12 protein-coding genes are annotated in these 14,397 nt (G+C 71.8%); 4 read left to right on the plus strand and 8 right to left on the minus strand.

Going from position 1 to position 14,397, the window contains the following annotated elements:
• Window positions 1–108 precede the first annotated feature (108 nt).
• From ACIBO2_RS55095 to pdhA, 5 genes are all read right to left on the minus strand, one after another.
• Window positions 109–927 (minus strand): SDR family oxidoreductase, encoded by an 819-nt coding sequence (locus ACIBO2_RS55095; RefSeq protein WP_358541264.1) that lies wholly within the window; start codon window positions 925–927, stop codon window positions 109–111.
• Between the two features lie 174 nt (window positions 928–1,101).
• Entirely contained in the window at window positions 1,102–2,157 is a 1,056-nt protein-coding gene (hisC, locus tag ACIBO2_RS55100; protein WP_397305047.1) for a histidinol-phosphate transaminase, read from the minus strand.
• A 100-nt stretch (window positions 2,158–2,257) separates the two neighbouring features.
• The gene (locus tag ACIBO2_RS55105; RefSeq protein WP_397305048.1) at window positions 2,258–3,775 is read right to left on the minus strand and encodes a dihydrolipoamide acetyltransferase family protein; all 1,518 of its coding nucleotides are present in this window, start codon (window positions 3,773–3,775) and stop codon (window positions 2,258–2,260) included.
• Window positions 3,772–4,800 (minus strand): alpha-ketoacid dehydrogenase subunit beta, encoded by a 1,029-nt coding sequence (locus ACIBO2_RS55110; RefSeq protein ID WP_397305050.1) that lies wholly within the window; start codon window positions 4,798–4,800, stop codon window positions 3,772–3,774. The genes ACIBO2_RS55105 and ACIBO2_RS55110 overlap by 4 nt, the downstream gene beginning before the upstream one ends.
• A complete protein-coding gene (pdhA, locus tag ACIBO2_RS55115; RefSeq protein WP_397305051.1) occupies window positions 4,790–5,896 on the minus strand; it encodes a pyruvate dehydrogenase (acetyl-transferring) E1 component subunit alpha in 1,107 nt (368 codons plus the stop codon). Before pdhA ends, ACIBO2_RS55110 begins: the two co-directional genes overlap by 11 nt.
• Window positions 5,897–6,016: 120 nt before the next feature.
• Between pdhA and ACIBO2_RS55120 the strand changes: the two genes are divergently transcribed.
• Window positions 6,017–6,526 (plus strand): Lrp/AsnC family transcriptional regulator, encoded by a 510-nt coding sequence (locus ACIBO2_RS55120; RefSeq protein ID WP_358199960.1) that lies wholly within the window; start codon window positions 6,017–6,019, stop codon window positions 6,524–6,526.
• Here ACIBO2_RS55120 and ACIBO2_RS55125 read toward each other — a convergent pair.
• Window positions 6,523–6,999 (minus strand): hypothetical protein, encoded by a 477-nt coding sequence (locus tag ACIBO2_RS55125; RefSeq protein WP_358541251.1) that lies wholly within the window; start codon window positions 6,997–6,999, stop codon window positions 6,523–6,525. The two genes, ACIBO2_RS55120 and ACIBO2_RS55125, sit on opposite strands and share 4 nt — an antisense overlap.
• Window positions 7,000–7,131: 132 nt before the next feature.
• Here ACIBO2_RS55125 and ACIBO2_RS55130 point away from each other — a divergent pair, with 132 nt between their 5' ends.
• The 3 genes from ACIBO2_RS55130 to ACIBO2_RS55140 are packed head-to-tail and all read left to right on the plus strand — an operon-like array spanning window position 7,132 to window position 11,300.
• Complete coding sequence (locus ACIBO2_RS55130; protein WP_397305052.1) at window positions 7,132–8,694, plus strand: GMC family oxidoreductase; 1,563 nt, start codon at window positions 7,132–7,134, stop codon at window positions 8,692–8,694.
• Window positions 8,695–8,730: 36 nt separating this feature from the next.
• Window positions 8,731–10,149 carry an aldehyde dehydrogenase family protein gene (locus ACIBO2_RS55135; RefSeq protein ID WP_397305053.1) on the plus strand — a complete coding sequence of 473 codons (1,419 nt, stop codon included), beginning with the start codon at window positions 8,731–8,733 and terminating at the stop codon, window positions 10,147–10,149.
• Window positions 10,146–11,300, plus strand: coding sequence for a M20 family metallopeptidase (locus ACIBO2_RS55140; RefSeq protein WP_358541244.1), 1,155 nt, complete (start codon window positions 10,146–10,148; stop codon window positions 11,298–11,300). The genes ACIBO2_RS55135 and ACIBO2_RS55140 overlap by 4 nt, the downstream gene beginning before the upstream one ends.
• A 142-nt stretch (window positions 11,301–11,442) precedes the next feature.
• Here ACIBO2_RS55140 and ACIBO2_RS55145 read toward each other — a convergent pair whose 3' ends face one another.
• Together ACIBO2_RS55145 and paaZ are read right to left on the minus strand one after the other, a co-directional pair.
• A complete protein-coding gene (locus tag ACIBO2_RS55145; protein WP_358541241.1) occupies window positions 11,443–12,303 on the minus strand; it encodes an enoyl-CoA hydratase-related protein in 861 nt (286 codons plus the stop codon).
• A 1-nt stretch (window position 12,304) separates the two neighbouring features.
• Window positions 12,305–14,359 carry a phenylacetic acid degradation bifunctional protein PaaZ gene (paaZ, locus tag ACIBO2_RS55150; RefSeq protein WP_358541239.1) on the minus strand — a complete coding sequence of 685 codons (2,055 nt, stop codon included), beginning with the start codon at window positions 14,357–14,359 and terminating at the stop codon, window positions 12,305–12,307.
• Between the last annotated feature and the right edge of the window lie 38 nt (window positions 14,360–14,397).

Consider the following 14,397-nt stretch of genomic DNA (forward strand, 5'->3'; position numbering starts at 1 on the left):
CTACGTAGTCAGGAGTCTCCGGTAACTCCTCCCCCACGTCAACGGCTTGTTACCGGAACGTTGCCACCCCAGCGCTCAGCGTGTGTCACTGCCTTCAAGGCCACGCGATCACGCCAAGACGTCGAGGTCCTGGGCGCGGTGCAACCCCATGGCCCGGTTCACGCGCCCGGTCAGCCGCGCGACCGTGGTGCGGGGCAACGCGCGGGAGAGCCAGGTCGCCGGTCTGTTGATCGCCCGCCCGGGGTAGGAGTTGACGGCGCCCTTGGCGAAGGCGTCGAGGGTCTTGGCCGCGACATCCTCCGGCGCGTCGGTGAAGGCCGGGTTCATGGTGGCGGAGGTGGCGTCGAAGAACCCCGTGGCGGTGGCTCCGGGGTGGGCCGCCATGACCCGCACCCCGGTGCCGCGCAACTCCTCGGCCAGCGCCTCGGTGAACGACAGCACGAACGCTTTCGTCGCCGCGTAACTGGCCTGGTACGGCATCGGCTGGAAGGCGGCCGTGGAGGCCACGTTGATGATTCCGCCGCGCCCCCGCTCCGCCATGCGGTTGCCGAGCACATGGGTCAGGCTCATCAGGGCGATGGCGTTCAGTTCGACGGAGTCGACGTTGCGCCGCAGCGAGGAGCTCAGAAACGGACCGATGGCGCCCGCACCCGCGTTGTTGACCAGAAGATCGATGGTGCGGCCCCGCCGGTCGAGTTCCGCGATCAGGCGCGCCACCCCGTCTGGGTCGGCGAGATCGGCCACTTCGGTCGCGACCTCGACCCGGTGCTCCTGCTGGATCTCGTCGGCGACCCGGCGCAGCGCGTCGCCGGAGCGGGCCACGAGCACGAGATCGGCCCCTCGTCGGGCGAGTTCACCGGCGTACGCCACGCCGAGACCCTTCGAGGCGCCGGTGACGAGCGCGGTGATGCCGGTGTACCTGTACATGGGTGTATCGCTTCCTCGTGCTCGGCCTCGCTATTTACTTCGAACCTCAAAGCAAGAAACAAGGTAACAGCTTCGAGCCTCGAAGCAAACTGTGAGCCTCAGCGCACGACGGACCAGCCGCTCGAGCCGATGGTGCTGGCCGACCGGCTGTTCCTCATCGATCAGCTGGACGGGCTAGGTGAAGGCCGGTCTCCAGGTCTCGGCCAGGGCGAGGAAGGCCGAGTTCTCCTCCGGCAGTCCCATGGTGACGCGGACGCCTTCTCCGGAGAAGGCGCGGACGATGACCCCGTTGGCGAGGCAATGGTCGGCGAAGGCCGTGCTGTCCTGGCCGAGCGGCAGCCACACGAAGTTCGCCTGGGAGGCGGGCAGGTCATAGCCGAGGGCCCGGAGCTCACGAGTGACGCGCTCGCGCTCCTCGACCGTGCGGGCGACCCGCCTGGCCACCTCCTCGTGCTCCTGGAGCGCGGCGATCGCCGCCTCTTGGGCGAGGGCGCTGACGCTGAACGGGGTCTGCGTCTTGCGTACTTGCGCGATGATCTCGGGCGCCCCGACGCAATAACCGATCCGCAGCCCCGCCAGCGCGTACGCCTTGGAGAAGGTTCTGAGGACGACGACGTTCGGCCGGTCGCCGAAGAGCGCGAGCGCGTCCGGTACGACGGACGGATCCGCATATTCGTGGTAAGCCTCGTCGACGACGATCAGCACGTGCTCGGGCACCCGGTCGATGAAGGCGCGCAGGGCGCTCTCGCCGACGGGCGTCGAGGTCGGGTTGTTGGGGTTGCAGACAAAGACCAGGCGGGTCCGTTCGGTGATGGCCGCCGCCATGGCCTGCAGGTCCTGGACGTGGTCGCGCAGCGGCACCGGTACGGCCGTTCCGCCCGCCACCGCGGTCAGGATGGGGTACGCCTCGAACGACCGCCAGCCGAAGACGACGTCGCTGCCCGGCGCCGACACCGTGTGCAGCAGTTGTCCGCAGACTTCGGAGGAGCCCGCTCCCACGGCGACGCGGTCGGTGGTCACGCCGTGATGGTCGGCGAGCGCTTCGAGCAGGCGGCCGGCGCCCATGTCCGGGTAACGGGACAGGCCGCCGGTCAGCCGGGCGAGCCGGGCGGCGACGCTGGGCAGCAGACCGTACGGACATTCGTTGCTGGCCAGGACGACGGCTCCGGGCACCTTGCATCCCGGCACGTAGGACTGGAGTCCGATCAGGGACGGGCGTACATGGACCACGTGGGTCTCACTTCCTTTCGGGGCCGGTCGCAGTAAGTGGCGAGCTTTCGGTGCCGGTCGCTGTGCGGGTGGCTGTGCGTCGGCGAGTCTGTGCCGGTCGCTACACGTGGGCGACCAGGATCGCGGGGTTCTCCACGCAGTCGGCCACGTAGCGCAGGAAGCCGCCGGCGGCGCCGCCGTCGCAGACTCGGTGGTCGAAGGTCAGTGACAGCTGGGTGACCTTGCGGGGTACGACCGCGCCGTCGGTCACCCAGGGGCGGTCGATGATGCGGCCGACGCCGAGGAGCGCCGCCTCGGGATGGTTGATGATCGGGGTGGATCCGTCCACGCCGAAGACCCCGTAGTTGTTGAGCGTGAACGTACCCCCGGTCAGCGCCGTGGGAGGCAGCCCGCCCGAGCGGGCGAGGCCCGTGAGGCGGGTCAGCTCCGCGGCGAGTTCCACGGTCGTCATCAGGTGCGCGTCCCGGACCACCGGCACGACCAGACCGCGATCGGTCTGCGCGGCGAAGCCGAGGTTGATGTGACCGTGCCGGGCGATCTCGGCGCGGGCGGTGTCGACCGAGGAGTTCAGCTCAGGGAAGCGTCGCAGACCGGCCACACAGATGCGGGCCAGGAGCGCGAGCAGCCCGATGCCGAGTTCCGGGCGGTCCTGTCGCAGCGCGTCCTTCACCGCGAGCAGGCCGGTGGCGTCGACGTCCACCCAGGTGGTGGCGTCGGGGATCTCGGTGCGGCTGCGGGTCAGCTTGTCGGCCACCACCCGCCGCAACCCGCGCAGGGGAATGCGCTCCGCCGTCAACGCCGTCCCGGCCGAGCCGAGCGCGGACGCGGGCGGCGCGGGGGTCTCGGGTGCCTTGCCGAGGTCGGCGATGGCCTGCTCGACGTCACGACGCAGGATCACGCCGCGAGGTCCGGTGGGGGTGATGACGGTGAGATCCAGTCCGTGCTCGCGGGCGATCCGGCGGACGAGCGGAGAAACCACGCGCGGCGCCTGTCCCAGTGCGCGCTCGCGCGCGTGCCCCGGCGCAAGCTCGGGTTCGGCCGCAAGCTCCGGACCGACGGCAAGCTCCGGTTGGGCGGCTAGCTCGGGTTCGGCGGCAAGCCCGGGTCCGGCCACAAGCCCCGGTTCGGTCGCAAGCCCAGGTCCGGCGGCGAGAGGGGAAGCGGACGCTTCCGGTGCGGCTTCGGGGGTCTTGTGGTCGGTGCGCCGGGAGCCGCCCCGGCGCCGCCGCGTGCCGGACGTGCGGCCGGTGCCGTACCCGATCAGGACGTTGCCGGAGCCGGCCTGTTCCTCCTCGCGGTAGCGGGCCGCCGCGGGGTTCGTGTCCTGGTCGACGGTGGGCGCAGAAGCCGCGTCCTGGTCGGTGGCGGCGGGGCCGACCTCGATGAGTGGTTCGCCGACCGTCAGGACGGTGCCCGCCTGCGCGTGGAGCCGCAGGACGGTTCCGGCGAAGGGGACCGGCACCTCCACGGCCGCCTTGGCGGTCTCGACCTCCACCACGATCTCGTCGATCTCGACCCTGTCGCCCACGGCGACCTTCCATACGACGATCTCGGCTTCCGTCAGCCCCTCGCCGAGGTCGGGCAGGCGGAACACCTGCCGCGCGGCAGTGGTCGTCATGACGCCTCCCGGGCCAGGTGCAGGAGATCGGGCTCGTCGCCGAACTGGAGCCGGTCGACCGTGTCGAGGATCCGGTCGACGTCGGGCAGATGCGCGTGCTCGAGTATGGGCGGCGGGTAGGGGATGTCGAATCCCGAGACACGCAGCACGGGGGCGGCCAGGGAGTGGAAGCAGCGCTCCTGTACGCGGGCCGCGATCTCCGCGCCGACCCCGGCGAACCCCTGGGCCTCCTGGACCACCACGCAGCGGCCGGTCTTGCGTACTGAGGCCACGACGGTCTCGTCGTCGAACGGAACGATCGTCCGCAGGTCCACCACCTCCAGGGAGATGCCGTCCTGGGCAGCGGCTTCGGCGGCCTGGAGGGCCACGGGGACGCTCGGCCCATAGGCGACCAGGGTCGCGTCGCGCCCCTCGCGCCGTACCACCGCCTGCCCGAACCCCCCGGCCCGCCGGTCGGCGGGCGTGATGTCGCCCTTGGACCAGTACAGGCGCTTGGGCTCCATGAAGATCACCGGGTCGGGGTCGGCGATGGCGTCGCGCAGCAGCCAGTACGCGTCGTCCGGGGTCGCGGGGGTCACGACCTTCAGGCCCGGAGTGTGGGCGTAGTAGGCCTCGCTGGAGTCACAGTGGTGCTCGACACCGCCGATGCCACCCGCGTACGGAATCCGGATCACCATCGGCAACGACAGCCGCCCGCGCGTGCGGTTGCGGAGTTTGGCCACGTGTGAGGCGATCTGTTCGAAGGCCGGGTAAGCGAAGGCGTCGAACTGCATCTCGACCGCCGGGCGGAAGCCACCCATGGCCATGCCCACGGCCAGGCCCACGATCCCCGCTTCGGCCAGCGGGGTGTCGAAGCACCGATCCTCGCCGAACTCCTTGGTCAGCCCGTCGGTGACGCGGAAGACGCCGCCCAGCGGGCCCACGTCCTCGCCGAAGACGAGAACCCGCTCGTCTTCGCGCAGCGCATCGCGCAGCGCGGTGTTCAGCGCCTGCGCCATCGTCATCGTGGTCATGTCAGTCCTCATGGGCGGTCAGCTCGGACGCCAGCAGCGCCCGCTGCTCGCGCAGCTGGGGTGTGGGCTCGGCGAAGACGTGGTCGAACAGCTCGAACGGGTTCGTCTCCGGGTCGGCGTTCATCTCGTCGCGCAGGTGGGCGGCGTACTCCTCGGCGGCCGCGTGCGCCGCGGCGACGGCCTCGGCGTCCAGGAGGCCCCGGCCGCGCAGATAGGTTTCCAGGCGGGCGAGGGGATCGGCCGACTCCCACCGCTCGACCTCTTCCGTATCCCGGTACCGGGTGGCGTCGTCGGCGTTGGTGTGGGCGTCCATGCGGTAGGTGTGCGCCTCGACCAGGAAGGGGCCGCCGCCGGTCCGCGCCCGCCGCACCGCCTCGGTCAGGACGGACAGCACCGCGACGAGGTCGTTGCCGTCCACCTGCTCGGACGGGATGCCGTAGCCGATCCCCTTGTACGCGAGCGCGGGGGCGGCGGTCTGCCTGGCCAGGGGTACGGAGATCGCGTACTTGTTGTTCTGCACGAAGAACACGACGGGGGCGTGGAGGACCGCGGCGTAGTTGAGCGCCTCGTGGAAGTCGCCCTCGCTGGTGCCGCCGTCGCCGATGAAGGCCATGACGACGCCGTCCTCGCCCTTGCGGCGCAGGGCCTCGGCCATGCCGACCGCGTGGATGGTCTGGGTGGCCAGCGGCGTGCACTGCGGCGCGACCCGCGTGGCGGCGGGGTCGTACCCGCAGTGCCAGCCGCCCCGCAGCAGGGTGAGCACTTCGACGGGGTCCATGCCGCGGGAGACCAGGGCCACGCAGTCCCGGTAGGTGGGGAACAGCCAGTCCTCCTCGCGCAGCGCCAGCACCCCGGCGATCTGGCAGGCCTCCTGTCCGCGGCTGGACGGGTAGACGGCCAGGCGGCCCTGCTTGGTCAGCGCGGTGGCCTGACGGTCGAAGCGGCGGCCCAGGACCATCCGGCGGTACGCCTCCAGCAACTGCTCATCGGCGGGCGCCGGGTAACCGGCGGGCGCTCGCACGGCCGTACCGTCCTCGGCGATGAAGCGCACCGGCTCGGGTGAGGGGAGAAGGCCGTCGACCGCTTGACGGCGCGTCCGCACGGACATCGCGACGCTCACTTTCTCTGGACGTTTGACAAGGAAAGCGTCGACCTCCAGAACCATCTGTTCAAGACATCGGGCATGATGAGCGACAAATGGGTTCAATGGGGACGCGGGGAGGGCCAAATGTCAGCCGACGAGGGCGTTGAGGGGGGCTGGCCGGGACATTCGGCCAGCAAACTAGACGGAGTCGACCGCGCGATCATCGCCGAGCTGCTGCGCGACGGCCGGATGTCGATGCGGACGCTCGCCGAGCGCGTCCACATCTCCCGCGCCAACGCCTACGCCCGCCTCACGCGACTGATGGACGACGGGGTGATCACCGGCTTCACGGCCGAACTCGCCCCGCACAAGGCCGGTCTGGGCACCAGCGCGTACGTCTCGGTCACCATCGAGCAGAACTCCTGGCGTACGGTGTCGGCCAGGCTCCGGAGCATCCCGTACGTCGAGCACTTCGCGATGGTCGGCGGCGACTACGACGTCCTGGCCCTGGTCAGGACGCCGGACAACGCGGCGCTCAGGCAGGTGGTGCTGGAACGCATCCAGGACGTCCCCGGCGTCCGGGCCACCCGCACCTGGCTGGTGTTCGACGAGGCCCGCGGCCGGGGGACGGACTGGGGGGCACGGGAGAGCTAGCGCGCGTCCCGGGAGGACTTGTACTCCTCCAGGAGCGCGTCGAGGCCGCGCACCATGAAGATGTAGTACTCGTGCATCTCCCGCAGGCGCGCCCCCTGCCGCTCGGGCAGGTCGGCGGCGCGGCGCTGCGCGCTCTCGGCCAGGGCCAGCAACTCGGTCGTCTGCTCCAGCTGGTGCTGCAGGCAGCCGCTCCAGGCGTCGTCGCGCCATTCGTAGACGTACTGCCGGGAACCCGGCTGCTTGAAGCGCCGCACGGTTCCGCTGACCATCAGCAGGCGCGTTGTCTCCGACACCGAGCCCTTGCTCGCGTCCAGGGCGTCCTGCAGCTCCGTCATCGTCATGGGCGCCTCCCTGAGCATGAGGACGCCCGCGGCCCGTCCGGCCATCGGCGGCCAGCCCATCGCCCGGCCGATGTGCAGCCCGAAGTCGTCGATCAGGGGATTCACCGCATCGTCGCCGACGGGGCTGGACACCACCGGACTCCCATCGCTCAGAAAAAAATGAACTTTCACTATTGACTGAACTTTCCGCTGGAGGGCAGTCTACCGGCTAACAGCGGTTCGGGCATGTCTGGAGCCGCGCTGCCTGAATGCAGGAGGTTCGCCGTGACAGGCACGGGCTGGGACATCATCGTCGTGGGAGCCGGCTCCGCCGGCGCGGCACTCGCCGTACGCTCCGCCGAGCGGGGCAAGCGCGTCCTGCTGCTGGAGGCCGGGCCCGACTACCGGTCGGCGCAGATGCACGAGGCGTGGCGCTCGCCGAACCCCGTCCGCGCGCTGCTGGATCCCAGCGCCACCGAGGGCCTGGTCTGGATGGGCGTCAACTCCTCCCGGACCGACAAGCAGGCGCAGGCGCCGTACTGGCGCGGGCGTGGAGTGGGCGGCAGCTCGTCGATCAACGGGCAGATCGCGATCCGCCCGCCGATGGAGGACTTCGACGACTGGGCCGCGGCGGGCTGCGCCGGCTGGTCATGGCAAGACGTACTGCCCTACTTCGCGAAGCTTGAGGACGACGCGGAGTTCGGAGACGAGCCGTACCACGGGCGCGGCGGGCCGACGCCGATCTTCCGGATGCCGCAAGGGCGGTGGGGGGCGGTGGACTCCGCCCTGTCGGCCGCCGCGCTGGCCGCCGGACACCCGTGGGCGCCGGACGTGAACGCGCCCGGAGCGAGCGGGGTCTCGCCTTACCCGATCAACTCGCGCGCCGGGCGCAGGGTCACCGTCAACGACGGCTACCTCGAACCGGGCCGAGCCCTGCCCGGCCTCACCGTACGCGGCGGGGCCCTGGTGGATCAGGTCGTCTTCGACGGCGACCGCGCCACCGGCGTCCGGGTGATCGTGGACGGGACGGCGACGACCGAGTACGCGGACGAGATCGTGCTCAGCGCGGGCGTCATCCACTCCCCCGCGATCCTGCTGCGGTCAGGGGTCGGCCCGGCCGCCGACCTGCGCCGGCTGGGGATCATGGTACGGCGGGACCTGCCGGTCGGCCTCGGCATGCAGGACCATCCGATGATCGTCGTCGAGCTGCCGCTGACCGCGCAGGCCGCCATCAAGACGGCCGACGACCGCCACACCAATGTCTGCGTCCGCTACACCAGTGGTCCCGGGGGTCTGCCGCACGACATGATGTTCGTCTCGCTGAACCAGAACGTGCTGTCCATGGAGGCCGCCGACACCCGGTTCCCGGCGGGCGGCTTCGGCGTGTGGCTGAACCAGAACCACTCACGCGGCGTACTGACGCTGACCTCCGCCGACCCCGAGGCTCAGCCCGAGGTACGGGAGCGGATGCTGTCGGACGCCCGCGATCTGGAACGGCTGCGTCAGGGGGTCCGCGCCCTGGTCGAGATGGCGCGCGGCCCCGAGGTCGCCCCGATCCTCGACGGCTCGGTCAAGGGCCGCAACAGCCGCCTGTTCGCGGTGCTGGACAACGACGCCGAACTCGACGACCACCTCCTGGCCACCGCCGTGGACGCCCAGCACGGCACCAGCACCTGCCGGATGGGCGCGCCCGGCGACGCCGTCACGGTGGTCGATCCGTCGTGCCGTGTACTCGGGGTCGACGGGCTGCGCGTGGTCGACGCCTCGATCTTCCCCTCTGTCCCGCGGGCCAACACCAACCTGGCAGCGATCATGGTCGGCGAGCTCATGGCCGACCGTCTCGGCTGAGCCGGCCCCTACTTACCTGGCAAGGAGCACCATTTCGTGAAGACCCTGCAGAATCTGATCGGCGGCATGTGGGAGGACTCGCGTGGTGACGCGTTCCACGACGTGATCGATCCGGCGACCGAAGAGGTCGTCGGCCGCTCCCCCGGCGGCTCGCCGGAGGACGTCCGCCTGGCCGTCGACGCGGCCGTCCAGGCGCACCCGGCCTGGGCGGCACTCCCGGTCGCCGAACGCGTGGAGCGCCTGTCCCGGTGGGCGGACACGATCGCCGAGCACGCCGAGGAGCTGGCGGAGCTCGAATGCCGGGAGATGGGCAAGCCCGTCGCGCTCGGCCGTACCTTCATCGGGGGCGCGGCGCAAGGGTTGAAGGCGGCGGTGGCCGAGGCCCTGGACTATCCGTTCGAGGAGACCGTCGCCGGTCCGGGCGGGAGCGCCACCACGATCCTGCGTAAGCCGCTCGGCGCGACGGCGGTCATCGTGCCGTGGAACTTCCCGGTGCCCATGGCGCTGGGGGCGCTCGGCCCGCTGCTGGCGGCGGGCAACACCGTCGTGCTCAAGCCGTCCGAGCGCTCCCCCATGTCGGCGGTACGGCTGCTGGAGCTGATGGACCTGCCGGCCGGCGTGGTGAACCTGGTCCTCGGCGACTCCCGGGCCGGTGCGCCGCTGGTCGCGGACGAACGGATCGGGCTCGTCCACTTCACCGGCTCGGTCGAGGCCGGACGCCGGGTCGGCGCGGAGAGCGGCGGCCTGCTGCACCGGGCGATCCTCGAACTCGGCGGCAAGGACCCCGTGGTCGTGGACGCGGGAGTCGACCCGGCCGCGACCGCCGCGGCGGTCGCGTTCGGCGCGTTCGCCAACTCCGGCCAGATCTGTACGTCCATGGAACGCGTCTACGTGCACCAGGACATCGCCGAGGCGTTCGTCGACGCCCTCGTCGAGGCCGCAGGCGGTTACGCCCTGGGAGACGGGCGCGAGGAGAGCACGGTGCTGGGCCCGCTGGTCGACCGGCGTCAGCGCGACATCGTGGACCGGCACGTCACCGACGCGGTGGACCGCGGCGCGACCGTCCGCACGGGCGGGACCGTACCCGAGGGCAAGGGCTTCTTCTACCCCGCCACCGTGCTCACCGGCGTGGACGACTCCATGCTGGTCATGACCGAGGAGACCTTCGGCCCGCTCGCCCCGGTCGAGGTCGTCTCCTCCTTCGAGGAGGGGCTGGAGAAGGCGGCCGGCACGCGTTTCGGCCTCGCCGCCACCGTGTACACCAACGACCCGGCGCACATGGCCGCCGCTCGCGACATCCCGGCCGGGGTCGTGTGGGTCAACCAGTGGCAGGGCGGCGGGCCCGAGCGGCTGTATGAGCCGGCGGGTGACAGCGGCATGGGGGCGACCGGGTCCCGCGCCGCCTACGACGCGGCCACCCGCCCCGTCTCGGTCCACACCGCCCCGTCCGCGTGACGGCCGACGCCAAGCGGCATGCCGCCAACGCCGTCGGCGCCTGGAGCAGCCGCCTGGTCGAGCTGTCCCATCGCATCCACTCCCACCCCGAGCCGGCCTTCGAGGAGACGCGGGCCAGCGCGTGGGTATCGGACGCGCTGAGCGCCGCCGGTTTCGACGTCCAGCACGGCTGCTACGACCTGCCCACCGCCGTACGGGCGAGCGTGGGAACGGGTCCGCTGCACATCGGGATCTGCGCCGAATACGATGCCCTGCCGCAGATCGGGCACGCCTGCGGGCACAACATCATCGCCGCCGCCGCGGTCGGCGCCGCAGCCGGACTGGCCGGGCTGGCCGACGATCTCGGGCTGACGGTGACCGTCCTCGGCACTCCGGCCGAAGAAGGCGGCGGCGGCAAGGTCCTCATGCTGGAGCGCGGCGCGTTCGCGGGGCTCGACGCGGCGATGATGGTCCATCCCGCCGCGGTCGAGATGGCGGCGATGCCCGGCTCGGCCGTCGCCCAGTTCGAGGTCTCCTACCTTGGGAAGCCCGCCCATGCCGGCGCGTACCCCGAGCTGGGCGTCAACGCGGCCGACGCGATGACCGTCGCACAGGTGGCGATCGGGCTGCTGCGCCAGCAGACGGGCGCCGGTGACCGCGTCCACGGCATCGTCACCCAGGCCGGCACCGCGCCGAACGTGATCCCCGACGCCAGCCACGGGCGGTGGATCGTCCGCGCCTCCACGCTGGAGGCCCTGGCCGAGCTCAAGCCACGCGTGCGGCGCTGCTTCGACGCGGGAGCGGTGGCCACCGGGTGTGAGCTGACGATCACTCCCCTGGGCCCCGACTACGCCGACCTGCGGCCCGACGCGGGGATGCTGCGGCTGTACCGGGCCAACGCCGAGGCGCTGGGGCGTGTCTTCCCGGATCTGCCCGGCGGCGCTCCGGCGGGCGCGGCCACGGACATGGGCAACGTCTCCCATGTCGTCCCCACCATCCATCCCATGCTGGGGCTGGACTGCCTGCCCGCGGTCAACCATCAGCCCGAGTTCACCGCGGCCTGCGCCACTCCGGCCGCCGACAGAGCGGTCCTGGACGGCGCCACCGCCATGGCGTGGACCGCCATCGACCTCGCCCACGCCGCATCCGCTCAGCGGGCCTCCCACGACTGAGCCCCAGCCCGCGAGCCCGCGTTCGCCCCGGTCACCTCACTGATGACCGGGGCGGACGTCGTGCTGGAGAGGAGCGAGCTAAGCACCCCAGGGGCGGGCGCAGCCCCCAGAGGCAGTGGATCTGCACCCTGGGGGCGGTGGGTTAGTGCCCCTCGAAGACGGGCTTGCGCTTGGCAAGGAACGCCTCGACCGCTCCTGCGTGGTCGGCGGTCCGGCCCAGTTGCGCCTGGGCGCGTGCTTCGGCCGTGAGCACCGTCCCTAGGTCCCGGCCCCAGGACTGTGCGATCAGCAGCTTGGACGCGGCGTAGGCGGCGGTCGGCCCGGCCGCGAGCCGGGCCGCGAGCTCACGGCCCGCCGTACCGACGTCCGCTCGCGAGACCACGCGGCCCGAGATCCCCCACGCGACGGCCTGCTGGGCGGTGAAGGACTCGCCGAGCAGGACGAGTTCCTTGGACCGGGCCTCACCGACCGACCGCGTGAGCGTCGTGGACAGCCCGGAGTCGCACGTCAGCCCGATCCCGGTGAACGCCGTCGCGAAGACGGCCTCCTCGGCGAGGACGCGCAGGTCGCAGGCCAGCGCGAGGGCCAGCCCCGCGCCGACGCACGTACCGTTGACGACCGCGACGACCGGCTTGCCCATCGTGGCCAGAAGCCGGATGATCGGCGCGTAGTCCTCCTCGACCGTGTCGAACGCGTGCGCCGCGTCGGCGCGGAGGGCGGCCGCGTGCTCGGCGAGGTCCTGACCGACACAGAAGGCGCTGCCCGCGCCGGTCAGCAGTACGGCGCGGACGGCGTCGTCGGACGCGGCCTCCTCGAGCGCCCGGCGCAACGCCGTCTTCATCCCGGCGTCCAGCGCGTTGCGGCGATCCGGGCGGTTCAGGGTGAGAACGGCCACGGCCCCGTCACGTTCGACGGTGACCGGGGCCGCGTCACGCTCGGAGATGACCGGGGCGCCGTCACGTTCGACGGTGACCGGGGTCGCGTCCTGGCTCGGTCCGGACACGTCAGGACTCCGGCGCGGACGTCGCCGGCCAGGTCTTCGCCACGAGGGTCAGCACGTCGTACGTGGCGACCGCCTGGCCGTCCTGGTTGGACACGACGGCGTCCCAGCGGACCTCGCCGTAGTCCGCGCCGCCGCGCGGGGTGATCTGCTTGACGGTCAGCGCCACGTCGATCGCGTCGCCGGGCTTGACCGGGGTGAGGAAGCGCAGTCCGTCGACGCCGAAGTTCGCCAGGACCGGTCCGGGCGCCGGGTCGACGAAGAGACCGGCGGCCAGGGACACGACGAGGTACCCGTGGGCGACGATGCCGCCGAACAGCGGGTTCCGCGCGGCGGCCGCGGCGTCGGTGTGCGCGTAGAAGGTGTCCCCGGTGAACTCGGCGAAGTGCTCGACGTCCGCGAGCGTCACCGTACGCGGCGCGGAGGCGATCGTGTCGCCCACGCGCAGCTCCGCCAGGGACTTCCGGAAGGGGTGGACGCCGGAGTCGACGCGGGCGGCGCCCGTCGTCCACCGTCCGGTGATCGCGGTGAGCTGGTCCGGGGATGCCTGTACGGCGGTGCGCTGCATGTGGTGCAGGACCCCTCGGATGCCGCCGAGCTCCTCACCGCTCCCGGCCCGCCCGGGGCCGCCGTGGACCAGGACGGGCAGCGGCGAGCCATGCCCGGTGGACTCCCCGGCGTCGTCCCTGTCCAGGACGAGGACGCGACCGTGCCAGGGCGCCAGCCCGAGTACGACGGACCGCGCGACCTGCGGGTCGTGGGTGACGACGGAGGCGACGAGGCTACCCTTGCCCCGGACGGCGAGGGCGACGGCCGCGTCTACGCCGTCGTAGGTGAGCACGGTGCTCACCGGGCCGAACGGCTCCACGTCGTGCGGCTCGCCGGCGCCGGGGCGCGCGCGCAGCACGAGCGGGGTCATGAAGGCACCGCGCTCGGAGTCGCCGTCGAGCAGGGCCGCGCCTTCGGGGTCGCCGAAGACCACCTCGGCACCCGCCGTGAGCGCTTCGACGGCCTTGCGCACCTCGTCGCGCTGGGCGAGCCCGGCGAGGGGGCCCATCCGCACGTCCGGGTTGCGCGGGTCTCCGACGGTCACCTTCGCCAGGCGGGCGGTGAGCGCGTCGACCACCTGGTCGGCCATCGCCTCGGGTACGAGCACCCGGCGGATGGCCGTGCACTTCTGCCCCGCCTTGACCGTCATCTCGGTGACGACGCCCTTGACGAACAGGTCGAACTCCGGATCATCCGGCAGCACGTCCGGCCCGAGGATCGAGCAGTTGAGCGAGTCGGCCTCGACGCCGAGCAGGACGCCGCCGTCGAGCACGTTCGGGTGGCGGCGCAGGACGCCCGCCGTGTGCGCCGAGCCGGTGAAGGCGACGGAGTCCTGGATCGTCAGCTCGTCGAGCAGGCCGCCCGCGCCGCCGGCGACGAGCTGGAGCGTCCCCTCGGGCAGGATCCCCGACTCGATGATCAGCCGGACGGCGAGTTCGGTGAGGTACGCGGTCTGGCTCCCGGGCTTGACGATCGACGGCAGCCCGGCGAGAAAGGCCGGGGCCAGCTTCTCGAGCATGCCCCAGACCGGGAAGTTGAAGGCGTTGATCTGCACCGCGACACCCGGCCGCGAGGTGTAGATGTGCTGGCCGACGAAGGTGCCGCCCTTGCCCAGACGTTCGAGGCCGCCGTCGAGGAACACCGTGTCGTTCGGCAGCTCGCGGACCCCCTTGCTGGCGTAGCTGAACAGGGTGCCGATGCCGCCGTCCACGTCGACCATCGTGTCCCGTGAGGTGGCTCCGGTCCGTACGGACAGTGCGTAGAGCTCCTCCTTCCGCGCGATCAGGTGCTTGGCCAGCGCTTTGAGCAGGGCCGCCCGCTCGTGGAAGGTCAGGGATCGCAGCGCGGGTCCGCCGATGTCCCGGGCGTGCCGGACCATCGCGGCGACGTCCAGCCCCCGGCTCGAGATTCGCGCGACCTCCTCACCCGTGGCGGCGTCGAGCAGAGGTTGCCCGTCGTCCGCCGCCCGGAACCATCGTCCGGCGGCGTAGCTCTCCAGCAGCGCGCTCACGCTGTCTCCTCTCTGCGGTTCTGCGGTTTCGCGGTTGG

It is taken from the genome of Nonomuraea sp. NPDC050022, assembly GCF_044460705.1.
In the GTDB taxonomy this organism is placed as follows: Bacteria; Actinomycetota; Actinomycetes; order Streptosporangiales; family Streptosporangiaceae; genus Nonomuraea.

Bases quoted from the DNA above. Each gene is read 5' to 3' on its own strand.
- ACIBO2_RS55095 (WP_358541264.1), bottom strand. From the start codon at position 927: ATGTACAGGTACACCGGCATCACCGCGCTCGTCACCGGCGCCTCGAAG.
- ACIBO2_RS55105 (WP_397305048.1), bottom strand. From the start codon at position 3,775: ATGACGACCACTGCCGCGCGGCAGGTGTTCCGCCTGCCCGACCTCGGC.
- ACIBO2_RS55110 (WP_397305050.1), bottom strand. From the start codon at position 4,800: ATGAGGACTGACATGACCACGATGACGATGGCGCAGGCGCTGAACACC.
- pdhA (WP_397305051.1), bottom strand. From the start codon at position 5,896: ATGTCCGTGCGGACGCGCCGTCAAGCGGTCGACGGCCTTCTCCCCTCA.
- ACIBO2_RS55120 (WP_358199960.1), top strand. From the start codon at position 6,017: ATGTCAGCCGACGAGGGCGTTGAGGGGGGCTGGCCGGGACATTCGGCC.